Raw genomic sequence first — 22,927 nt, 5'->3', positions numbered from 1 at the left:
GTTATTCAGTTACCGATTGTCGGGGTTGACGTGAAAAACGCAGACGCAGACGATCGAAGAACAGATAGACCACCGGGGTGGTGTAGAGGGTTAACAGCTGGCTCATCACCAGACCCCCTACAATGGTAATCCCCAGCGGTTGACGCAGTTCCGAGCCGTCGCCCCCGGAGAGAACCAGCGGTAAGGCACCAAAAAGTGCCGCCAGCGTGGTCATCATAATCGGACGAAAACGCAGCAGACAGGCCTGGAAAATCGCCTCTTCCGGGGCGAGGTTGCCGTTACGCTGCGCTTCAAGGGCGAAGTCGACCATCATGATGGCGTTTTTCTTCACAATGCCAATTAATAGCATGATCCCGATAAGGGCGATTAGGCTGAATGGGGCATCGAATAGCTCCAGCGCCAGCAGCGCCCCGACGCCCGCAGAGGGCAGCGTAGAGAGGATGGTCAGCGGGTGAACGTAGCTCTCATACAGGATCCCCAGCACAATATAGACCGTAGCAATCGCGGCAATGATCAGGATCACCTGCGAGTTCATTGTCTGCTGGAAGACCTGCGCGGTACCGGCGAAGGAGCCGCGCACCGTGGACGGCACGCCAAGCTGGGTCATGGTCCGCGTGATGGCATCACTCGCCTCCGACAGTGATTTACCGGTCGGCAGGTTGAAGGAGATGGTCGATGCCGCCGACAGCCCCTGGTGGTTCACCGACAGCGGCGCATTGGCTGGCTGCCATTTGGCGAAGTACGATAGCGGAATCGCCTTGCCTTCGCTGTTAATCACGAACATTTTGTCCAGCGCGCTGACGTCCTGGGTATAAACCGGATCCACCTCCATCACTACCTTATACTGGTTCAGCGGTTGGTAAATGGTGGAGATCTGACGCTGACCAAAGGCGTTGTTCAGCAGGCTGTTGGCCGCTTCGACGCTGATCCCCAGTCGTGACATGGTTTCACGGTCATAGATGAGGTCCATTTCCGCACCGTTGTCCTGCTGGTCTGAGTTGACGTCGGCTAACTCCGGTAGCGCCGCCAGCGCTTTACGAATTTTTGGTTCCCATTCCCGCAGCGCGCTGAGGTCGTCGGAGAGCAGCGTGTACTGATAGCTGGCGTTGGCCTGACGGCCGCCGACGCGAATATCCTGTACCGCCATCAGGAACAGGTTAGCTCCTGGCTCTTTGGCGAGCTTTTTACGCAGCCGGTCGATAACCTGCTGTGCCGATTCATGGCGCACGTTGCGCGCTTTCAGGGTGATAAACATCATGCCGCTGTTAACCCGCGAGCCGCCGGTAAAGCCGGTGACGTTATCCACCGCCGGGTCTTCACGGATGATTTTCATAAAGTCCTGCAGCTTGCCGCGCATCGCCTGGAACGAGATGCTCTGGTCAGCCTGAATACCGCCCATCAGCACCCCGGTATCCTGCTCCGGGAAGAAGGTTTTCGGCACCGTAATGTACAGCCAGATATTGAGCGCAATGGTGGCGAGGAACACCACGCCGACCAGTTTCGCATGCCCCAATACCCACTTCAGCGATTTACCATAGCCCTGTTGCATGGCGACCAGCACGCGTCCGAACCCTTTGTTGCGGGTTGGCGAATGCCGACGGTTAGATTTCAGCATCCAGCCGCACATCATCGGCGTGAGGGTGAGCGAGACGGCGAGCGAAATACCGATAGCCACCGACAGCGTGACGGCAAACTCCCGCAGCAGCCTACCCGGTAAGCCGCCCATCAGCAGCAGCGGCAGGAATACCGCTACCAGTGAAACGCTCATCGACAGAACGGTGAAGCCCACCTCGCGGCTACCCTGAAGCGCCGCCTGCATCGGTTTCATCCCGGCTTCAATATGGCGTGAAATATTCTCCAGCACCACGATGGCATCATCGACCACAAACCCGGTGGCAATGGTCAGCGCCATCAGCGACAGATTATTGAGGCTAAAGCCGCACAGGTACATGGCGGCAAAGGTGCCAATCAGCGACACCGGCACCGCCACGGCGGGGATAAGTGTTGCGCGGCCGGAGCGCAGGAACAGGAAGACCACCAGAATCACCAGCGCGACGGAAATCACCAGCGTCTGCTCAACTTCCTCCAGCGAGGCGCGGATGGTGGGCGAGCGGTCCTGGGCAATTTGCAGGTCAATCGCCGCCGGAATGGTCTGTTGCAGCTCCGGCAGTTCCGCACGGATGCGGTCCACCGTGTCGATAATATTGGCTTCCGGCAGCTTGCGGATCATCAGCAAAATCGCCGGTTTGGCGTTGGTCATCCCGGCGTTGCGGACGTCCTGTACTGAGTCGGTCACGTTGGCGACATCGCCAAGGCGCACCGCACCACCGTTGTTGTAGTGAACGATCAGCGGCTGGTATTCCGCGGCTTTTTTTAGTTCGTCGTTGGTCTGAAGCTGCCAGCGGTGGGTGGTGTCGTCAATCGCCCCCTGCGGTTTGCGCACGTTGGCGTTACTGATGGCGGTGCGCACGGCATCCAGCGACACGCCCTGGTTAAACAGCGCCTGTGGGTTGAGGTCAACGCGCACGGCGGGCAGGGAGCTGCCGCCGACGTCGACGTCGCCCACGCCGTCAATCTGCGAAATGCTCTGCGCCAACTGGGTAGAGGCGAAGTCGTACAGTTCGCCCTGGGAGTAGGTGTCAGAGGTCAGCGTCAGGATCATGATTGGTGCATCTGACGGGTTAGCTTTACGGTAGGTCGGGCGGCTCGGCATACCGCTTGGCAGCAGGTTCTGTGCGGCGTTAATGGCCGCCTGCACGTCACGTGCCGCGCCGTTGATATCACGGTCGAAGTTAAATTCGAGAATGATGCGCGTACTGCCGAGCGAGCTGCTTGAGGTCATCTCGTTGACCCCCGCAATACGCCCGAGCGAGCGCTCCAGCGGCGTTGCCACGGATGAGGCCATGGTCTCTGGCGACGCCCCCGGCAGCGAAGCACTGATCATGATCACCGGGAAATCGACCTGCGGCAGCGGGGCGACCGGCAGCAGGCGGAATCCGAGGATCCCGCACAGCGTAATGGCGAGCGAAATAAGAATCGTCGCCACCGGACGGTAGATGAAGAGCGCGAAAAATTTCACTTACGCTTCCTCTTCACGATGCGGGAACCGGCTTTTCAGGTACAGCGACAGTCGGTCGAACAGCAGATAGATAACCGGGGTGGTGAACAGCGTCAGCACCTGGCTTACCAACAGACCGCCGACCATGCCAATCCCCAGCGGGCGGCGTAGCTCCGCGCCGACACCGGTGCTGAGCATCAGCGGCAGCGCCCCCAGCAGGGCCGCCAGCGTGGTCATCAGAATCGGGCGGAAACGCAGCAGGCAGGCCTGGTAAATCGCCTCGCGCGGCGCCATGCCCTGTTCGCGCTCGGCGGCGAGCGCAAAGTCGATCATCATGATCGCGTTCTTCTTCACGATACCAATCAGCAGGATGATGCCGATGATGGCAATCACGTCCAGCTCGTTACCGGCAATCATCAGCGCCAGCAGCGCGCCGACGCCCGCGGTTGGCAGCGTCGACAGAATGGTGATCGGGTGGATAAAGCTCTCATAGAGCACGCCAAGCACGATATACATCGCCACCACCGCTGCGACCACCAGCCAGATAGTACTGCTCAGCGCCGACTGGAAGGCGAGGGTGCTACCCTGGAATTCAGTACGAATATCTGACGGCAGGTTCAGCGTTTTTTCGGTGTCCAGAATCGATTGCACTGCATCGCCCAGCGAGTACTTATCCGGCACGTTGAACGAAATGGTGGTCACCGGGAACTGGTCGAGGTGGTTTATCGACAGCGGCGCAAAACGCTGCTCAACTTTGGCAATCGCGGTTAACGGCACGATGCCGCCGTCGCTGCTGGTCAGGCGAATGTTATCGAGCGCGGCTAGCCCCGGTGTTTCACGGGTGTCGTGCTCCAGCACTACGCGATACTGGTTGGCCTGGGTGTAAATAGTGGAGATAAGGCGCTGACCAAAGGCGTTGTACAGCGCGTTATCGACGTCCGCCATCGAAATCCCCAAGCGGCTGGCACTATCGCGGTCGACGTTAACATAGGCCACCAGCCCTTGATCCTGCCAGTCACTGCTGACGTCGGAGAGCTGCGGCAGTGCCTGAAGCTGTTCCATCAGCTGCGGCACCCACTGGCTTAACGCATCGAGCGAGTTGGCCTGCAGGGTAAACTGATACTGCGTGCGGCTCACGGTGGTATCGATGGTTAGATCCTGCGTTGGCTGCAGATAAAGCTGGATGCCTGGAATGCGGTCGGCCGACTGCTGCAGACGGCTGATAACCGCCTGCACGCGGTCGTCACGCTCGCTCAGCGGCTTGAGGTTAATCTGTAAACGGGCGCTGTTGAGCGCTGGGTTGGTGCCGTCCACGCCGACGAATGAGGTCAGACTTTCGACCGCCGGGTCTTTCAGAATGGCATCGGCCACCGCCTGCTGGCGCTGCGCCATGCTGGCAAACGACACCGACTGCGGCGCCTGTAAGGTACCCTGAATAATGCCGTTATCCTGCGTCGGGAAGAAACCTTTCGGAATGGTCACCCACAGAATCACCGACAGCGCCAGCGTGCCGAGTGCCACGCTCAGGGTTAACCACGGATGGTTCAGTACGCGGGCCAGCAGGTGCCCGTAACCGGCAATCACCCGGTCAAAGAAGCGTTCGCTGGCGCGGGAGAAACGGTTCTGTTTGCGCAGCGATTCGTGGCTGAGCATGCGCGCGCACATCATTGGCGTCAGCGTCAACGACACCACGGCGGATATCAATATCGCCACCGCCAGGGTGACGGCGAACTCGCGGAACAGGCGGCCAACGATATCGCCCATAAACAGCAGCGGGATCAGCACTGCAATCAACGAGAAGGTGAGGGAAATAATGGTAAAGCCAATCTCGCCCGCGCCCTTTAACGCTGCGGTCATCGGCTTCTCGCCTTTTTCGATATAGCGCGAGATGTTCTCAATCACCACGATGGCGTCATCAACCACGAAGCCGGTGGCAATGGTGAGCGCCATCAGCGTCAGGTTGTTAATCGAGAAATCAAGAAACACCATCACCGCGAACGTGCCTACCAGCGAGAGCGGCACGGCAACGCCGGGGATGATGGTCGCCGGAACGTTACGCAGGAACAGGTAGATGATCATCACCACCAGCGCAATCGCCAGCATCAGCTCGAACTGGGTGTCGGAGACCGAGGCGCGGATGTTGGTGGTACGGTCGGAAAGCACCTCAACCTTGACTGATTTCGGCAGACTTTCGGTGAGCTGCGGTAGCATCTGGCGGATGCTGTCGGCCGTGGAGATGATGTTAGCGCCCGGCTGGCGCTGCACGTTCATCACGATGGCCTGTTTTTTATTGGCCCACGCGCCAAGCCAGGTGTTCTCTGCCCCTTGTTCCACGGTCGCTACATCGCCTAAGCGAATCGGCGCGCCGTTTTTGTAGGCGATAATCAGCGCCCGGTACTCCTGCGCCGACTGCATCTGGTCGTTTGCCGAGAGCGTTACCGCGCGCGCTGGGCCGTCGAGGCTACCTTTCGCCGAGTTAACGTTGGCATTGGTAATGGCGGTGCGAATATCTTCGCTGGTCAGCCCGAGGGCGGCAATGGCCTGAGCGTTCAGCTTCACGCGCACGGCAGGACGCTGACCGCCCGCCAGCGTTACCAGACCGACGCCAGAGACCTGCGAAATTTTCTGCGCCACGCGGGTCTCAACCATATCTTCCACTTCGGTCATCGGCGTGGCGGTTGAGGTGACGGCGAGGGTCATGATAGGCGGATCTGCCGGATTGACCTTGCTGTAGACCGGCGGGTTAGGCAGGTCGCTTGGCAGCAGGTTGGTGGCGGCGTTAATCGCGGCCTGCACTTCCTGCTCGGCGACGTCCAGCGGCAGCGTGAGCTGGAACTGGAGGGTGACGACCGATGCGCCGCCGGAGCTTTGCGATGACATCTGCTTCAGCCCGGACATCTGCCCGAACTGGCGTTCAAGCGGTGCGGTAATCGCCGACGTCACCACGTCCGGGCTGGCACCCGGATAGAGTGTGACCACCTGAATCGTTGGATAGTCCACCTCCGGCAACGCGGAGACGGGCAGAAAACGGTAGCCGATAATCCCGGCCAGCAGGATCGCCACCATCAGCAGCGTGGTGGCGACAGGGCGCATAATAAACAGGCGGGACGGGCCGCCCGTGTTGCTCGGCGGTAAAACTTGCATCAGCCGCGCGCTCCTTTATGACCGGCGGCATGGCCTTCAGCCGCCGCCGGTTTTTCCGTTCCGGAGGTGGTGGCATCGTGGGCGGTGACGACTTCCACTTTGGCCCCTTCGGTTAAGCGGTCGATACCGTCGGTCACCACGCGATCGCCAGCGGAAAGTCCGGCATCAATGACCACTTTCTGGCTGTCCTGAATGCCCGGCACCACGGTGTGTTTGCTGACTTTATTGTCGCTGTTCAGCACCCAGACAAAGTGACCGTCGTTGCCCATCTGCAGGGCGGCGGTAGGGATAACGACGGCGTTCTGCTGGGTATCGACCAGCATGCGGGCGTTAACGAACTGGTTCGGGAACAGCGCGTCGTCCTGGTTGTTAAAGCGCGCTTTGAGTTTGATGGTACCGGTGGTGGCATCAATCTGGTTATCAAGGCTCAGCAGCGTACCGGCGCTCAGTTTCTGCTTGTTGGTGCGGTCCCAGGCTTCAACCACCAGACTTTTGCCCGCTTTCTGTGCGGCAACCACGGTAGCAATATCATTTTCCGGCAGAGTGAAGACCAGGTCGATTGGGTGTGTCTGGGTCAGAACGACGATACCGGTGGTATCGCCGCTGGAGATCTGGTTGCCGATATCGACCTGTTTTAAGCCCACGCGGCCATCGATAGGGGCGGTGATGCGACTCCAGTCGAGCTGCAGTTGGGCGCTGGCGACGGCGGCTTCATCGGCTTTGATCGTCCCTTCGGATTCACTGACCAGCGATTGCTGGGTATCCAGTTCCTGACGGGAGATCAGGTTGGTTTTGACCAACTGCTGGTAGCGGGATAAATCACGACGTGCGTTGGCGAGCGTGGCTCTGTCTTTTGCCAGTTGCCCCTGCGCCTGGGCGAGGGCGACTTTGAACTGGCTTGGGTCAATTTCCGCCAGCAGATCGCCGGCTTTCACCTGCTGCCCTTCCTGGAAGTGAATTGCCATCAGCTGGCCGTCAACGCGGCTGCGAACGGTGACGGTGTTGGCAGCGGTAATGGTGCCCAGCCCGCTCAGGTAGCGAGGTACCGCTTCGCTGGTGGCGGTGGCGGCCTGAACCGGTGCCAGCGTGCCGCCAAAGCGACCACCGTGACGACCGCCAGCGGCAGGCGCGCCCGCCGGTTTCGCGGCGGTGGAACCCGAGGTATCAGAATTGCTGCTGAAGTGCCAGATACCGAACGCGACTGCGATCGCCACCAGCACGGCCAGCGCAATGCGCCAGCGATAGTTATGAATGCCTTTCATTGTTATCCGTTTCTCGCCCTGAATCATTTCACGAAATGATACTAGTTTAGTTACGGAACGCTCAGAAAAAATGGAGGAAATATGAAAGACGGAAGGAATCGTCCGAATCCTGCGCGGCTTTACGAGTAGGCTCGCAAACTCTGGGGATGAAACTGCGGGCCGGGCTAACGCGTGCTACCGTCAGCGGCGTTTAGCAGGGCGCTAAAACAGGAAAGCCCCTCCTGACGAAGGGGCCTTATATAAGGAAAGGGTTATGATGAAGATAGTCATCATACTGGTGATACTCTTAGTGATGAGCTTACCGGCTGACTAAGACACCAGGGGGCGGAGAAATCCTCCCTTACCCTCATTCCTTTACGATAGGTCGAAAAAACAGCGAAGTCAACGACGATATATCAGGCGAAAACCACCTGCGCCCAGCGGGCCAGACCGGCGGTCACCGAGCCAAAATCATCGCCGCCGGCAATCGGAATGCCGGGAAGCTGTTGGGCCAGCGCCTTCTTAATCAGCGGTGAGCGTGCGCTGCCGCCGGTTAAGTAGATGACATCCGGCTTTTCGTTGCTGTTTTCCAGCGCCAGCTGCACCTGTTCAAGGATGCGCGTCAGCGGCTGATTCAGCGCCGCTTCCAGCCCATCCTGGCTGATGGCAGTCGCCAGTTCGTCGCTGATAAACGGCAGCGAGGTGTCAATTTGTGCGGCTTCGGACAGCGCGATTTTGCTCTCTTCGGCGCTGCGCACCAGACGGTAGCTCAGGCGCTGCTGCCAGACCTTATACAGCAGGGCGACTTTCTCGGCGTCGCGGGCGTCGCGCGCCAGGTCGCGCAGCAGTCGGCCGTTGGCCGCGCTGTAGAAATCGGTTTGTGCCGGAACGTCGTTGATAGCCACCGCGTTCCACCATGGCAGAATCGGCAGGGCGATGCCTTTTTCGGTGTCGCCGCCCATACCGAGCAGCGGCATCAGACTCTTAAAGGCCAGCGCGATGTCCAGGTCGTTACCGCCGACGCGGCAGCCGCTGTGACCAAGCAGGCTCTGTTCACGGTCGTGACGGGTGCGCCACTGCGGCCCCATCAGCAGCACCGAGCAGTCGGTGGTACCGCCGCCGATATCGACGACCAGCACGCGTTTTTCTTCACTCAGCGTGGCTTCGAAATCGAGGCCCGCGGCAACCGGTTCATACTGGAACACCACCTCACGGAAGCCCGCGCGCTTTGCCGCACGTTCAAGGATACCGACCGCCTGGGCGTTAGCGTCGTCGCCACCAAGCCCCTGGAAGTTAATCGGGCGGCCGATCACCGCCTGGTCGAGGTTATCCGTGAGCTGCGACTGCGCCTGCTGGCGAATATGCAGCATCATTGAGCAGACCAGGTCTTCGAATACCGCCACCTGCTGCGGCTTCAGGCCGCTGGCGCCAAGGAACGATTTCGGTGATTTAACAAAATAGACCTCTTCCGGGTCGGCGATGTACTGCTTGAGCGACGCGAGGCCAAACTGCACGCTATTGCTCAGTACGTCGATATCTTCTTCGCGGTTGAAGTTCATCGCCCGACGCAGCAGCGCCTGCGCTTCATCGCCGGTGGCAGGCACCTGATGGTGGCGATAAAGCCACTCGCTCACCGCTTCGCGCGTTGGCGCCGCGAGCATTGAAGGCAGCAGCGTACTGCCGTTTTCCATCGTCAGCATGCGCGGTGCGCCATCTTGCATCACGGCGATAGAACAGTTCGCCGTCCCGTAGTCAAAACCAATAAACACGACAATTATCCCCATGCCAGTGAAGAAAGGGGGGCGACTTTAGCGGAATGTCGCGAAGGCGGCAACTGGAATATGAAAGCAAGGTCACTGACGTGATAACCCGCTATGCTATTACGCTCGGTTTATTGCTATGTGCTTAAGGAGCAACGATGTTTGAACTGCCGTGGTTACCGCCGTACGACTGGCAATGGATGTTTGGCTTTCTGCAAGCGCGTGCCGTCAGCGGCATTGAACGTTTTGACGACGGTAGCTACACCCGCAGCTGGCGCTGTGGCGAACATCACGGGCTTATCACCATGACGCCGGACACGGCGCACAACCAACTTGGCGTCACGCTCTCCGCCGGGCTTTTACCGGTGGCCGACCGGGCGCTGGCAGGCGTGGAAAAGCTGTTGGACCTGCGCTGCTGTCCGCTGCAAATTCAGCATGCGTTGGGCAGTCTCGCCGCCGCCAGACCGGGGCTGCGTCTGCCGGGAGCGCTTGAAGCATTTGAACAGGGAATAAGGGCGATTCTCGGCCAGCTTGTGAGTGTGAAGATGGCGGCGAAGCTGACCGGCAGGGTGGTGGCGCTCTATGGCGAACCGCTGGCTGAAGAGGAGGGCTTTTTCCTGTTTCCTACCGCCGAGCGTCTGGCGGCGGGCGACCCGCAGGCGCTGAAAGCGCTGGGGATGCCGCTAAAACGCGCCGAGGCGCTGATCTATTTCGCCCAGGCGACGGTCAACGGCGAGCTGCCGTCGATGCTACCTGCGGATGTTCCCCAGGCGCTAAAAGCGCTACAGCAGTTTCCCGGTATTGGCCGCTGGACAGCAAACTATTTCGCGCTGCGTGCCTGGCAGGCGAAGGATATTTTCCTGTCGGATGATTATTTGATTAAACAGCGTTTTCCGGGAATGACGCCCGCGCAAATTCGCGTTTACGCCGAGCGCTGGCAACCCTGGCGCTCCTACGCGTTATTGCATATCTGGCATACGGACGACTGGTCGCCGGCATAAGTCACCGGTGCGTAGACTGTGACTCTACCGCGCCCGTTGTTTTTCGAGTCGTAGCAGGCGGCATCGGCCTGTACCAGCAGTTCCGCCAGTTTGGCGTTGTGCTCATGCACCAGCGTTAACCCGGCGCTGGCGCCCACCTGGTGCACGCGGCCTGCCCAGATAAATTCGTAGTGATTAATCGCCTCAACGACGCGCTCGGTGGCGCTCACCGCCTGTTCGGTGGAGCAGTGGCGCAGAATAAAACCAAACTCATCGCCGCCGAGGCGCGCCAGAATATCGCTGGGGCGCAGCATCGAGCGCATCAGCGAGGCGATTTCGTGCAAAAGCGCATCGCCTGCCGCATGGCCAGCGCTGTCGTTGACCGCCTTAAAGAAATCAAGGTCGAGCATAATCAACGCGTGCGACTGATGGGTGCCCGGCAGCGCTTTTAGCAGCCCTTTGAGCTGACTTTCAAAGCTGGAGCGATTGGGCAGCCCGGTCAACGCATCGTGGGTCGCGCTGTAGCTGAGCTGGCGCAGCAGCTTGCGTGATTCGGTAACGTCCTGAATGACCAATACAAAGCCGATATGCTCACCCTCAAGGGTGTTCAGCGGCGTCATGCTGTAGTGAATATCGTAGCTGTCGCCATAGCGGTTTTTCAGCGAGTTGTCGTACTCGGCATCGCTTTCAGGGCCCGCCTGCGCGCTGAGCGCTTCCAGCCGCTCTCCGCCCGGTCCCTCGGTAATACGCAACACGGTTAGCAATGGCTTGCCCTGCGCTTCCGATTGCTTCCAGCCGCTCATCTTTTCAGCGACCGGGTTCATGAAAATAATGTTTTGTTTATTGTCGGTGCTGATTACCGCGTCATGAATGGAGTCGAGGGTGATATGCAGGCGCTCTTTTTCCTGAAACAGCGCCTCGTTGGCCTGGGTGAGATCTGCCATAAGCTGCTTGTTTGCTTCGCGACTCTTTTTCAGCGAGTTAATGTCTTCAATCTGTTTAATAAAATAGAGTGGTGTGCCGTCGTTATTGCGCACGACCGACACGGCGAGCAGCGCCCAGACGACCTCTCCCTGCTTGGTAAAGTAGCGTTTCTCCAGCGAGTAGCTGTCAACCTCACCGCGATTCAATCGATCGAGTTGAGCCAAATCGGTGGCTAAATCTTCCGGCCAGGTCACCTGCTGGAAGGTCATTCGGTGCAGTTCGTCCTGGCTGTAGCCGAGGAAGGCGCTCAGCGCTTTGTTGACCTGCAGCCACTGCCCGTAGGTATCGACCAGCGCCATGCCGATGGCGGAATACTCCATCGCATGACGAAAGCGGGTTTCGCTCTCGGCAATATGTCGGCGCTCGTTGTGTACGGCGTACATGGCGATGCTCATGACGCCGGTTGGCAGTAGCACCATCAGGAACGGCAGCCCCGGCATATTGTGCAGGCGATAACTATTGAGGGTATTTTCAATCATGTGCTGAACCAGCGGATGCAGTGAGGTCAGCATCAGCACCACCATAATGGTCAGCAGGGAAATCATAAACGCTTCTAAGCGCGGCAGGCGCACGGCGCTCCACATCAGCAGCACCATGATGAAGGTGAACGGCCACGGCAGATAGAGCATCGACGTCATGCTTAGCGCCAGGGTAAGCACGGCGGTCAGCAGCGTAGAGACCAGCAGCGCGGTATTTTGATAGCGCGTGACGAATCGCGCTTTCAGCAGCAGGCCAATTGGTACCACTGCCAGCGCACCGGTGGCTTCGGCAAGCATCCAGACTACCAGCGTTTGCAACGCGTTGGCGCCGGGAGAGAGGCTGGAGACGAGCATACCGCCCAGTAATGCTGGCACCAGCGCGCAGGCGATCGCCATGCGGGTCCAGTCCACCAGGTTTTGCAACGGGTTATCGCGCACCAGCCAGCGACGTAGCAGCAATGCGCCGACCAGCGCCTCCAGAATGTTAATCGCCGGGTATGTGAGCGTCACCGCCGATGGGGAGTAGAGACTCGTCGCGGTAATAATACCCAGCGCGCCCGCGAGCCCAATACCGGGCCACAGGGAACGCTTAAAACGATAGAATCCTGCCATCATGACCGCCGTCGGGAACCAGACTGGCGAAAGGTCACTTGGCTGATGCATCAGTGCGAACGAGTAGAGCGTGAACAGGAACGTCAGAAGCCCGAGGCCAAACAGGAGTTGTGCCGTACGAAACGGTGAGGTCAGGACGATGGGGATGTACTGTTTTTCTTTCTTCATTACCACGATTATCCGGAACTGCACACTCCGGCCATGCCGACATTAATGTCGATTATGCACCAACTTAGGCGGCGTTTATCGGATCTGTGACACTTATTGACAATAATCACTAATTCATCACAAGCGTAATATTTTCTTCGTGAATAATTACTTGCGCGGGAACGTGTCCCGACGGCGTTTAGCCGATTGTCACCGCAGAACGATGCATTCGACTGGTATCGTCGCTATGAAATCCCTATAATTGCCGCGTTTGGCGCTGGTACACCTGATTATTCAGAACTTCACCTCTTGAATAATATTGTCTGTCCGTGCCGTCCTTCCTATCATCCAGGTTAATCGGGTCGCAAAATTTATGACTGATAAGTCTCATCAGTGCGTCATTGTAGGCATCGCCGGCGCATCGGCTTCAGGTAAAAGTCTTATTGCTAGTACGCTGTATCGCGAATTACGCGAGCAGGTTGGTGATGAGCATATCGGTGTTATCCCTGAAGATAGCTATTACAAAGACCAAAGTCACCTGTCCATGGAAGATCGGGTAAAAACCAATTATGACCATCCTAATGCGATGGACCACAGTCTGCTGTTCCAGCATTTGCAGACCTTAAAACGCGGCACCGCTATCGAACTGCCGGTCTATAGTTACGTCGAGCACACCCGTACTCAGGAAACGATCCACATCGAACCGAAAAAAGTGATCATCCTTGAAGGGATCCTGCTGCTGACGGATGCGCGCCTGCGTGAAGAGATGAACTTCTCTATTTTCGTTGATACCCCGCTGGATATTTGCCTGATGCGTCGTATCAAGCGTGACGTTAACGAGCGCGGGCGTTCGATGGACTCGGTGATGGCTCAGTACCAGAAAACCGTGCGTCCAATGTTCCTGCAGTTTATCGAACCGTCCAAGCAGTACGCCGACATCATCGTGCCGCGTGGGGGTAAAAACCGCATCGCTATCGACATTCTGAAAGCGAAAATTAGTCAGTTTTTTGAATAACTCACGCGAATTGTGTAACGTGCATTAATAGCCCTCAACCATGCCGGAAGAGGGCAGGTAGTACATAAAGGAGAGTGATATGCGTCTGTGCGACCGAGACATAGAAGCCTGGCTGGATGACGGCCGACTGTCGATTAACCCGCGTCCGCCGATTGAGCGTATCAACGGCGCGACGGTTGACGTGCGTTTAGGCAACAAGTTTCGCACCTTTAGCGGTCATACGGCGGCCTATATTGATTTAAGCGGGCCGAAGGCGGAAGTCAGCGCGGCGCTGGATCGCGTGATGAGTGAAGAGATTGTGCTGCCTGAGGGCGATGCTTTCTATCTGCATCCGGGTGAGCTGGCGCTGGCGGTGACGCTGGAGTCGGTGACGCTGCCGGCGGATCTGGTCGGCTGGCTCGACGGGCGCTCTTCACTGGCGCGTCTGGGGCTGATGGTACACGTGACCGCCCACCGTATCGATCCAGGCTGGTCCGGCTGCATCGTGCTGGAGTTCTACAATTCAGGCAAACTGCCGCTGGCGCTGCGTCCGGGGATGTTAATCGGCGCGCTGAGCTTTGAGCCGCTGTCTGGCCCCGCCGATCGCCCGTACAACCGTCGCGAAGATGCGAAATATCGCGATCAGCAGGGTGCGGTCGCCAGTCGTATTGATAAAGACTGATCCGCCGCGAACCTGATGAGGGTGCCATGAGACGAATATTGACGACGCTGATGATCCTGCTGGTGGTGCTGGTCGCTGGACTGTCATCGCTGGTGCTGCTGGTGAATCCCAACGATTTCCGCAGCTATATGGTGAAACAGGTTGAAGCACGTAGCGGCTATCAGCTTCAGCTTGATGGCTCGTTGCGCTGGCACGTCTGGCCGCGCCTGAGCATCCTCGCGGGTCGTATGACCTTAACCGCGCCGGGGGCCAGTGCGCCGCTGGTGCGGGCAGACAATATGCGTCTTGACGTGGCGCTGATGCCGCTGCTCTCGCATCAGCTTCAGGTGAAGCAGGTGATGCTCAAAGGCGCGGTGATTCAACTGACGCCGCAAACCGAAGCCGAACGCGCGCAAAACGCCCCGGTGGCACCAAAAGGCACGTCGCTGCCGCAGGAGCCGGGCAACAGCGGCTGGTCCTTTGATATTGCGGCACTGCAGGTCGTGGATAGCGTGCTGGTCTTCCAGCATGAAGACGATGAGCAGGTGACGGTGCGCGATATTCGTCTGCAGATGGAGCAGGATGCCAACCATCAGGCAGAAGTTGATTTCTCCGGTCGCCTCAACCGCGACCAGCGCGATTTAACCCTCAGTTTTTCCGCCCAGGTGCAGGCCGCTGACTACCCGCATCGCCTGGACGCGCAGCTGTCGCAGCTTAGCTGGCAGCTTCAGGGCGCAGATCTTCCGGCGCAGGGCATCAGCGGTAACGGCAGCCTGAACGCCAGCTGGCAGGAGGAGGCGAAGAAGCTTAGCTTTAGCGCCCTGAACCTGACGGCGAACGACAGTTCATTGACCGGTTCCGGCAGCGTGGTCCTCGGTGATTACCCGCTCTGGGCGCTGGATCTGCAGTCCGATAAGCTCAATCTTGATAACCTGCTGCTGCATTCGGACATTCTGCCGAGCAACGGCGGAGACGTACAAAAAGCGCAGGCGACGCCAAAACAGCCGCGTCCGGTTATTGCCAACGGCGTGAAGGTGGTGCCGTACAGCGGGCTGAATAGCTTTGACGGGACCCTGGCGATGACGGCGAAGCAGGTGGTTTGGCGCGAAATGCCGTTTACCGACGTGCGTATTCAGGCCGACAACCAGCGCGGTTTGCTGCACATCGCTCAACTGGAAGGAAAACTCGGCGGTGGGATGCTCTCCTTGCCGGGTACGGTTGATGCTCGCAATAGCGTACCGCAGGCGGCGTTCCAGCCGAAGCTTGATAACATCGAGATCGGCAGTCTGCTGAAAGCCTTTAACTACCCGATAGACATGGCAGGCAAAATGTCGCTGGCGGGGGATTTCTCCGGCTCGGTGGTGGATGCTAACCATTTCCGTCGCGATTGGCAGGGGCAGGCGTCCATTGAGATGCAGGATACCCGTACCGAAGGCCTCAACTTCCAGCAGCTGGTGCAGCAGGCGGTTGAACGCAGCACTGACGTACGCGCTAAGGAAAACGACGACAGCGCGACGCGCCTCGACAAGCTTACCGCCGATATCGACCTCGACAGCGGCATTCTGACCCTCGATAACATGAGCGGCTCGTCGTCGCTGATGTCATTAACCGGCAAAGGTGCGCTGGATCTGGTGAAAGAAGAGGGCGATATGCAGTTCGCTATTCAGGTGACTGATGGATGGCAGGGCGAGGGCAAGCTGGTGGATATGCTCAAGCGTACCGCGATTCCGCTGCGGGTATATGGCAAATGGTCTGAGCTGAATTACAGTCTGCAGGTTGATCAGGTGCTGCGCCGTCAGCTGCAAAATGAAGCCAAGCGGCGGCTGAATGAGTGGGCAGAGCGCAATAAAAACACCCAGTCCGGTAAAGACGTGCAGAAACTGCTGAACAAGTAGCCCGGCCGAGCAACGCGACGCCGGGACGGGCTCCTCACTACACTTCGTAATCCCACTCATCATCCCGCGGCGGTGGGATAATCTGCACTTTCTGTACCCGGTGGCTCTCAACCTGCAGGGTTTTGAGCGTCCACGGGCCAATCTGCACTTCCTCACCGGCTTTCGGAATACGCTGCAGGTGCTCCATCAGCAGCCCGGCGATGGTGTGGTACTCACGCTTCTCGTCCAGCGGTAGCGGAATGTACTGCACTAAATCTTCCAGCGGCATATGCCCGTTAGCGGTCCAGGTGCCGTCGGCATTTTTCTGAATGTCGTGGCGGGCATCAATCTCTTCCGCTTCGTTTGGCAGATTACCGGCGATGGTTTCCGTCACGTCGCTGAGCGTCACAATCCCCTCAACCGAACCAAACTCATCCACCACAAAGGCGAAGTGGGTACGGGCGTTACGGAACTGCTCCAGCGCCGACAGCAGCGGCAGCGCTTCCGGGAACACCAGCGGCTGACGAATTAACACGCGCAGATCCAACGGTTCGCCGCGCAAAGACTGCTGCAACAGGTCAATCACGTGCACCACGCCGAGCAAATCCTCTTCATCATCGCCGCCGGTAACCACCAGACGGGTGTGCTGGTTTTTCTCCAGCAGCGCGCGCACTTCGCTTTCCGGCGCGCTCAGGTCGATGTGCTCAATATCATGACGCGAGGTCATGATGCTGCTCACGGTACGCTGGTTGAGGTTCAGCACGCGCTCAATCATCCGCCGCTCCTGCGGGTCGAAGATCTGCTGATCGCTCTGGTCTACCAGCAGCGAGGCGGTGCCCGCATCAAGCTCGGCATCCTCTTTTTGACCGCTCAGCAGGCGCATGACCGCCTCCGTGGTACGGCTACGCAGCGACTGGTTAGCGGTGAGGAAGCGGCGACGGTTAAAGATAGCCAGTTGGTTTAAGAACTCAATCATCACCGAGAAACCGATGGCGGCGTACAGATAGCCTTTTGGTATGACGAGGCCGAAACCTTCCGCCACCAGGCTAAAGCCAATCATCAGCAGGAAGCTCAGACACAAAATAACAATCGTCGGGTGGCTGTTCACAAAGCGGGTCAGCGCCCGGCTGGCCATCAGCATCAGGCTGATAGCAATAATGACCGCAGCCATCATGACCGCCAGATGGTCGACCATGCCAACGGCGGTGATCACCGAATCAAGCGAGAAGACCGCGTCCAGCACCACGATTTGCGCGACAACGCCCCAAAAACGCGCGCCACGGCGCTGCGTCGGGTTATCGTTATCTTTCCCCTCCAGCCGCTCATTAAGCTCTACCGTGGCTTTAAACAGCAGGAAGAAGCCGCCGACCAGCATAATCAGATCGCGGGCGCTAAAGGTGAAGTCGCGGATGCTAAACAGCGGTTTAGTCAGGGTGACCAGCCACGAGATTGAGGCCAGCAGCAGCAGGCGCATCAGCATCGCCAGAATCAACCCGGTGACGCGTGCGCGGTCGCGTTGGGCTGGTGGCAGCTTTTCGGCGAGGATGGCGATAAACACCAGATTATCAATTCCGAGAACCAGCTCGATGACGACCAGCGTCACGAGTCCCGCCCAAATAGACGGATCGGCAATCCATTCCATACGTTGGTTAAAACCTTATGTTATATGACGAATTGATCATGGATAAAGCGACGGCAAATTGCAACGTTTGGCTGAGATTTCTCATGGCAAAAAATCAAGGTGCAACAGGATATAATAGTCAAAAGCAGAACGGGATTTATTATAGAAATATATCCTTCAATGGCACATGGTTTAATTTGTCAACATAAAGAAAATCCTAAAAAACCAGACAATATTGATCTTAATCTTATTCTTAAAATTATTTTTTAGGCGGCGCTAACCTTGCCTGCTATTCGCTTAGCTGCAACAATTCTCCCGGTACTAAATGGAATAGCCATTGAGGTACTTCATAAAATAGTCATGCGGGAATGACAGAACCTGCATTATATATCCAGGAATATTCTCCATTCTAATTTTTAGCGTGGCTGAATTTTATATAACAACATGATTTTTAGGTGAATTGGTAGCAGTGGGCCAAGGGCGGTAGCGTGCCTGAAGGCGTGAAGCGAAGCCTCGATTATTCTGTCAATAGCCTGCGGATGAATCCAAACTTTTTTCGGATATATGCCATTTATATTCATCAGTAATTAAATGCATGGTGGATGTAGTGGTAATCAAATGGTACGGATTAATTTAATTCGCACAGGGTAATTTTCTGCCAAAGTGATAAATAATCAATGATGAAATCCAAACTAAAATTGATGCCATTATTGGTGTCGGTAACCTTGATGAGTGGTTGCACCATACTTCCCGGCAGCAATATGTCTACCTACGGAAAAGATGTGATTAAGCAGCAGGATGCTGATTATGACATTGGCCGAATGGTGAATGTTTATCCGCTGACCCCGCGACTGATTGAACAATTACGCCCGCGGCCTAACGTCGCGCAGCCCAACATGTCGCTGGATCAGGAGTTAAGCAATTACCAGTACCGCGTGGGGTCGGGCGATGTACTGAACGTTACCGTCTGGGACCACCCGGAACTGACGACCCCGGCGGGGCAGTATCGTAGCTCCAGCGATACCGGCAACTGGGTTCAGCCTGACGGTAGCATTTTCTATCCCTACATCGGCAAGGTGCAGGTGAAAGGGCGCACGCTGGCGGAAATACGCCAGGTCATTACCCAACGCCTCGCCGCCTATATCAATGATCCGCAGGTGGACGTCAACGTCGCCGCCTTCCGCTCGCAGAAAGTCTACGTCTCCGGTCAGGTGAATAAATCTGGCCAGCAGGCGATCACCAACGTACCGCTGACCATCCTGGACGCCATTAACGCCGCCGGTGGGCTGGGCGAACTGGCCGACTGGCGCAACGTGGTGCTGACGCACGACGGTCGCGAGCAGCGTATTTCCGTGCAGGCGCTGATGCAGAACGGCGATCTGAGCCAGAACCGCCTGCTTTATCCGGGCGATATTCTGTTCGTACCGCGCAACGATGACCTGAAAGTGTTCGTGATGGGCGAAGTGAAGAAACAGAGCACGCTCAAAATGGACTTCAGCGGCATGACGCTGACCGAAGCGCTCGGCCAGGCGGAAGGTATCGACCTGACGACTTCGGACGCCAGCGGCATCTTCGTGATTCGTCCAACCAAAGCGGGCAACAACGGCAAGATGGCCAACGTTTATCAGCTGGATATGTCCGATGCGACCTCGCTGGTGATGGCGACCAACTTTGTCCTGCAGCCTTACGACGTGGTTTACGTCACTACCGCACCGGTTGCCCGTTGGAACCGTCTGATCAACCAACTGTTGCCGACCATCAGTGGCGTTCGCTACATGACCGACTCGGCGAAAGACATTCACACCTGGTAACCGTCATGTTTAACAAAATTCTTGTGGTATGCGTGGGGAACATCTGTCGTTCCCCCACGGCAGAACGTCTGTTACGCCGTCATCTTCCGGCGGTCACCGTCGAGTCGGCGGGGCTGGGCGCGCTGGTGGGAAAAGCGGCGGATGAACGCGCCGCCAGCGTCGCAGCGGTGCATGATATTTCGCTTGATGGCCACTGCGCGCGGCAAGTCTCCGGGCGCATGTGCCGGGAGTACGACCTGATCCTGGCGATGGAGAGACGGCATGTGGCTACCTTGCATGAAATAGCGCCAGAGATGCGCGGCAAGGTAATGCTGTTTGGCCATTGGGATGACGAGCGTGAAATCCCCGACCCGTATCGCAAAAGCCGTGAGGCATTTGAAGCGGTGTACCAGTTACTCGACAGATCTGCCAGCCAGTGGGCGCAGGCATTGAAAGCGCAGCAGGGATAACTATGACTGATAAAGTAAAACAAATAAGCCCGGCGGCCTCGGGCGGCGATGAGATTGATATTGGCCGCCTGGTGGGTACCGTTATTGAAGCTAAGTGGTGGGTCGCGGGTATTACGGCGCTGTTCGCCGCTGCCGCGATTGTCTACGCCATCTTCGCTACGCCTATCTACAGTGCCGATGCGCTGGTGCGTATTGAGCAAAACCAGGGCAGCGCGCTGGTGCAGGATATCAGCAACGCCTTAACCAGCAAGCCACCGGCCTCTGAGGCGGAGATCCAGATGATCACCTCACGTCTGGTGCTCGGCAAAACCGTCGACGATCTGGATCTCGATATTGCGGTCAGTAAAAACACCTTCCCTGTCCTGGGGGCAGGGTGGGATCGCTTGATGGGACGCCAGAACCAGACCGTCAAAGTCACCACCTTCGAGCGCCCGGCGGCGATGGCGGACAGCACCTTCACGCTGGACGTGCTGAGTCCAACCACCTTCCGTTTCAGTAACGATAATGGTTTCAGCGTCGATGGCAAAGTGGGTGAGCCTGTCAACAAAGACGGCGTGTCGCTGATGGTTGCAGGGATTGCCGCCGATGAAGGAGCCAGCTTTACGATCGTCAAATACTCGACGCTGGGGATGATCAATACCCTGCAAAACAGCCTGAGCGTGACCGAAGACGGTAAAGACTCCGGCGTGCTGACGCTGACGATGGTGGGGGAAGATAAGGACCAGATTCGCGAAATCCTTAACAGCATCGCCCGCAACTACCTGGCGCAAAACGTGGCGCGTAAATCGGAAGAGGCGGCAAAGAGCCTGGAGTTCCTCGAAGTGCAGCTGCCGCAGGTGCGCAGCCAGCTTGATATCGCCGAAAACAAACTGAACGCCTACCGTCAGCAGAAAGACTCCGTTGACCTGCCGCTGGAGGCTAAATCGGTGCTCGACTCGATGGTGAACATCGATGCTCAACTCAACGAACTGACCTTCCGGGAAGCGGAAATCTCCAAGCTGTACACCAAAATCCACCCAGCGTACCGCACGCTGCTGGAAAAACGCCGGACGCTGGAAGAGGAGAAGGCAAAACTGAGCCAGCGGGTAACCGCGATGCCGAAAACCCAGCAGGAAATTTTACGTCTGACTCGCGACGTAGAGTCTGGTCAGCAGGTTTACATGCAGCTGCTGAACAAGCAGCAGGAGCTGAAAATCACCAGGGCCAGCACCGTGGGCGATGTGCGCATCGTCGACCCGGCGATTACCCAGCCGGGCGTGGTGAAGCCGAAGAAAGCGCTGATTGTGCTGGGCAGCATTATCCTCGGCCTGATGCTGTCGATTGTCGGCGTGCTGCTGCGGTCGTTGTTTAACCGCGGTATCGAAAGTCCGCAGGTGCTGGAAGAGCACGGCATCAACGTGTACGCCAGTATTCCACTTTCGGAATGGCAAAAATCCCGCGACAGCGTGAAAAGCACTAACGGCGTGAAGCGCTACAAGCAGAGCCAACTGCTGGCGGTCGGTAACCCGACTGACCTCGCGATTGAGGCGATTCGCAGCCTGCGTACCAGCCTGCACTTCGCCATGATGCAGGCGCAAAACAACGTGCTGATGATGACCGGGGTCAGCCCGTCAATCGGTAAGACCTTCGTCTGCGCCAACCTCGCGGCGGTGATTAGCCAGACCAACAAGCGAGTGCTGATGATCGACTGCGATATGCGTAAGGGCTACTCCCACGAGCTGCTCGGCACCACCAACGATAACGGTCTGTCGGACGTGCTGGTGGGTAAAACGGCGATTGAGCACTGCGCGAAGAAAACCTCGGTGGCCAATTTTGACCTCGTCCCTCGCGGGCAGATCCCGCCGAACCCGTCTGAACTGCTGATGGGGGAGCGTTTTAGCGAACTGTTGAAATGGGGGAGTGCGAACTACGACCTGGTACTGATTGATACCCCGCCAATTCTCGCCGTCACCGACGCTGCAATTGTGGGCCGCCATGCGGGCACCACGCTGATGGTGACGCGTTACGCGGTCAATACGCTCAAAGAAGTGGAGACCAGCCTGAGCCGCTTTGAGCAAAACGGCATCGCGGTGAAAGGGGTGATTCTGAACTCTATTTTCCGCCGTGCTACCGGTTATCAGGATTACGGCTATTACGAGTACGAGTATCAGTCGGATTCGAAATAATTTTAGTGCCTCACCTGTAGCCCGGACGAGGTGCGCGAGCGCCGACTCCGGGGTATTCCCGGCGTCGCTTCGCTCGGCCGGGCTACTCGATAAGGGATATCCCATGCCAACAGACTATCCGTTGATCTCCATCTATATGCCGACCTGGAACCGACAGCAGCTGGCGATTCGCGCCATCAAGTCGGTGCTGCGTCAGGACTATCCCCATTGGGAAATGATTATCGTCGATGACTGCTCCAGCAGCGTCGAGCAGCTCCAGCAGTACATCGCCGAGCTGAACGATAGCCGCGTGCAGTACACCCACAACCCCTTTAACTCTGGAGCCTGCGCGGTGCGTAACCAGGCCATTTTACAGGCCAGAGGCCAGTTTATTACCGGCATCGACGATGACGATGAGTGGACGCCAACCCGGCTCTCGACCTTTCTGGCGGACAAACAGCAGCTCAACAGCCATGCGTTTCTCTACGCTAATGACTATGTCTGCGAAGGCGAAGTCTATTCGCAACCCGCCAGCCTGCCGCTGTACCCGAAATCCCCGTTCTCTCGCGAGCTGTTCTATAAGCGCAACATTATTGGCAACCAGGTGTTTAGCTGGGCGTGGCGCTTTAAAGAGTGCCTGTTCGATACCGAACTAAAGGCGGCACAGGATTACGACATCTTTCTGCGCATGGTGATGGCCTACGGCGAGCCGTGGAAAATTGAGGCGGCGACGCAAATCCTGCACATCAACCACGGGGAGATGCAGATCACCTCCTCGCCGAAAAAATTCTCCGGCTACTTCAGCTTCTATCGCAAGCACAAAGCGAAGTTTGACCGCGCCAGCAAGAAGTATCAGCTGTTCACCCTGTACCAGATTCGCAATAAGCGAATGACCTGGAAGACGTTTCTGACGCTCCTGTCGGTGCGTAACGGTAAGCGCTGGGTAGACGGATTACGGAGTAAATAAT

13 protein-coding genes and 1 pseudogene are annotated in these 22,927 nt (G+C 57.5%); 8 read left to right on the top strand and 6 right to left on the bottom strand.

The features are described from left to right. Nucleotide 1 precedes the first annotated feature (1 nt). The 4 genes from mdtC to yegD all read right to left on the bottom strand — a co-directional run bounded on the left by mdtC (nt 2) and on the right by yegD (nt 9,212). Entirely contained in the window at nt 2-3,079 is a 3,078-nt protein-coding gene (gene mdtC, locus V6944_RS02085; protein ID WP_333497699.1) for a multidrug efflux RND transporter permease subunit MdtC, read from the bottom strand. Continuing rightward, on the bottom strand, nt 3,080-6,202 hold the full coding sequence (locus tag V6944_RS02080; protein ID WP_333497698.1) for an MdtB/MuxB family multidrug efflux RND transporter permease subunit: 3,123 nt from the start codon (nt 6,200-6,202) through the stop codon (nt 3,080-3,082). After that, complete coding sequence (locus tag V6944_RS02075) at nt 6,202-7,464, bottom strand: MdtA/MuxA family multidrug efflux RND transporter periplasmic adaptor subunit (protein ID WP_333497697.1); 1,263 nt, start codon at nt 7,462-7,464, stop codon at nt 6,202-6,204. Before V6944_RS02075 ends, V6944_RS02080 begins: the two co-directional genes overlap by 1 nt. A 395-nt stretch (nt 7,465-7,859) precedes the next feature. Beyond that, nucleotides 7,860-9,212 (bottom strand): molecular chaperone, encoded by a 1,353-nt coding sequence (yegD, locus tag V6944_RS02070; protein ID WP_333497696.1) that lies wholly within the window; start codon nt 9,210-9,212, stop codon nt 7,860-7,862. A gap of 149 nt (nt 9,213-9,361) precedes the next feature. Between yegD and alkA the strand changes: the two genes are divergently transcribed. Continuing rightward, nucleotides 9,362-10,204, top strand: a complete 843-nt coding sequence (gene alkA / locus V6944_RS02065; protein ID WP_333497695.1) for a DNA-3-methyladenine glycosylase 2 — start codon at nt 9,362-9,364, stop codon at nt 10,202-10,204. A gap of 5 nt (nt 10,205-10,209) precedes the next feature. On the opposite strand, the pseudogene V6944_RS02060 reads toward alkA, so the two are convergent. Beyond that, nucleotides 10,210-12,426, bottom strand: a pseudogene (locus tag V6944_RS02060) (PAS domain S-box protein); the annotation flags it as partial. 352 nt (nt 12,427-12,778) lie between these two features. Here V6944_RS02060 and udk point away from each other — a divergent pair. The 3 genes from udk to asmA all read left to right on the top strand — a co-directional run bounded on the left by udk (nt 12,779) and on the right by asmA (nt 15,955). After that, nucleotides 12,779-13,420 (top strand): uridine kinase, encoded by a 642-nt coding sequence (gene udk, locus V6944_RS02055; protein WP_185666974.1) that lies wholly within the window; start codon nt 12,779-12,781, stop codon nt 13,418-13,420. Nucleotides 13,421-13,499: 79 nt separating this feature from the next. Next, nucleotides 13,500-14,081 (top strand): dCTP deaminase, encoded by a 582-nt coding sequence (gene dcd, locus V6944_RS02050; protein ID WP_185666975.1) that lies wholly within the window; start codon nt 13,500-13,502, stop codon nt 14,079-14,081. A gap of 26 nt (nt 14,082-14,107) precedes the next feature. Continuing rightward, nucleotides 14,108-15,955, top strand: coding sequence for an outer membrane assembly protein AsmA (asmA, locus tag V6944_RS02045; RefSeq protein WP_333497693.1), 1,848 nt, complete (start codon nt 14,108-14,110; stop codon nt 15,953-15,955). A 37-nt stretch (nt 15,956-15,992) separates the two neighbouring features. On the opposite strand, the gene V6944_RS02040 is transcribed toward asmA, so the two are convergent. After that, nucleotides 15,993-17,576, bottom strand: a complete 1,584-nt coding sequence (locus V6944_RS02040) for a TerC family protein (RefSeq protein ID WP_333497692.1) — start codon at nt 17,574-17,576, stop codon at nt 15,993-15,995. A 656-nt stretch (nt 17,577-18,232) separates the two neighbouring features. On the opposite strand from V6944_RS02040, the gene V6944_RS02035 reads away from it, so the two are divergent. From V6944_RS02035 to wcaA, 4 genes are all read left to right on the top strand, one after another. Then, nucleotides 18,233-19,366, top strand: a complete 1,134-nt coding sequence (locus V6944_RS02035) for a polysaccharide export protein (RefSeq protein ID WP_333497691.1) — start codon at nt 18,233-18,235, stop codon at nt 19,364-19,366. 5 nt (nt 19,367-19,371) lie between these two features. Next, complete coding sequence (gene wzb / locus V6944_RS02030) at nt 19,372-19,815, top strand: low molecular weight protein-tyrosine-phosphatase Wzb (RefSeq protein WP_333497690.1); 444 nt, start codon at nt 19,372-19,374, stop codon at nt 19,813-19,815. Nucleotides 19,816-19,817: 2 nt separating this feature from the next. After that, nucleotides 19,818-21,980 carry a tyrosine-protein kinase Wzc gene (gene wzc, locus V6944_RS02025; protein WP_333497689.1) on the top strand — a complete coding sequence of 721 codons (2,163 nt, stop codon included), beginning with the start codon at nt 19,818-19,820 and terminating at the stop codon, nt 21,978-21,980. A gap of 103 nt (nt 21,981-22,083) precedes the next feature. Further along, nucleotides 22,084-22,926: a colanic acid biosynthesis glycosyltransferase WcaA gene (wcaA, locus tag V6944_RS02020; RefSeq protein ID WP_333497688.1), complete on the top strand. Its 843-nt coding sequence runs from the start codon at nt 22,084-22,086 to the stop codon at nt 22,924-22,926. Nucleotide 22,927 lies beyond the last annotated feature (1 nt).

Origin of the sequence: Kluyvera sp. CHPC 1.2972 (genome assembly GCF_036759925.1) — a bacterium.
In the GTDB taxonomy this organism is placed as follows: Bacteria; Pseudomonadota; Gammaproteobacteria; order Enterobacterales; family Enterobacteriaceae; genus Kluyvera.
Note: the sequence above shows the minus strand (reverse complement) of the source record. Positions and strands in the feature narration are given on the sequence as shown.

Bases quoted from the DNA above. Each gene is read 5' to 3' on its own strand.
- wzc (WP_333497689.1), top strand. From the start codon at position 19,818: ATGACTGATAAAGTAAAACAAATAAGCCCGGCGGCCTCGGGCGGCGAT.
- V6944_RS02040 (WP_333497692.1), bottom strand. From the start codon at position 17,576: ATGGAATGGATTGCCGATCCGTCTATTTGGGCGGGACTCGTGACGCTG.
- V6944_RS02035 (WP_333497691.1), top strand. From the start codon at position 18,233: ATGATGAAATCCAAACTAAAATTGATGCCATTATTGGTGTCGGTAACC.
- udk (WP_185666974.1), top strand. From the start codon at position 12,779: ATGACTGATAAGTCTCATCAGTGCGTCATTGTAGGCATCGCCGGCGCA.
- asmA (WP_333497693.1), top strand. From the start codon at position 14,108: ATGAGACGAATATTGACGACGCTGATGATCCTGCTGGTGGTGCTGGTC.
- V6944_RS02080 (WP_333497698.1), bottom strand. From the start codon at position 6,202: ATGCAAGTTTTACCGCCGAGCAACACGGGCGGCCCGTCCCGCCTGTTT.
- wcaA (WP_333497688.1), top strand. From the start codon at position 22,084: ATGCCAACAGACTATCCGTTGATCTCCATCTATATGCCGACCTGGAAC.
- V6944_RS02075 (WP_333497697.1), bottom strand. From the start codon at position 7,464: ATGAAAGGCATTCATAACTATCGCTGGCGCATTGCGCTGGCCGTGCTG.
- alkA (WP_333497695.1), top strand. From the start codon at position 9,362: ATGTTTGAACTGCCGTGGTTACCGCCGTACGACTGGCAATGGATGTTT.
- wzb (WP_333497690.1), top strand. From the start codon at position 19,372: ATGTTTAACAAAATTCTTGTGGTATGCGTGGGGAACATCTGTCGTTCC.
- dcd (WP_185666975.1), top strand. From the start codon at position 13,500: ATGCGTCTGTGCGACCGAGACATAGAAGCCTGGCTGGATGACGGCCGA.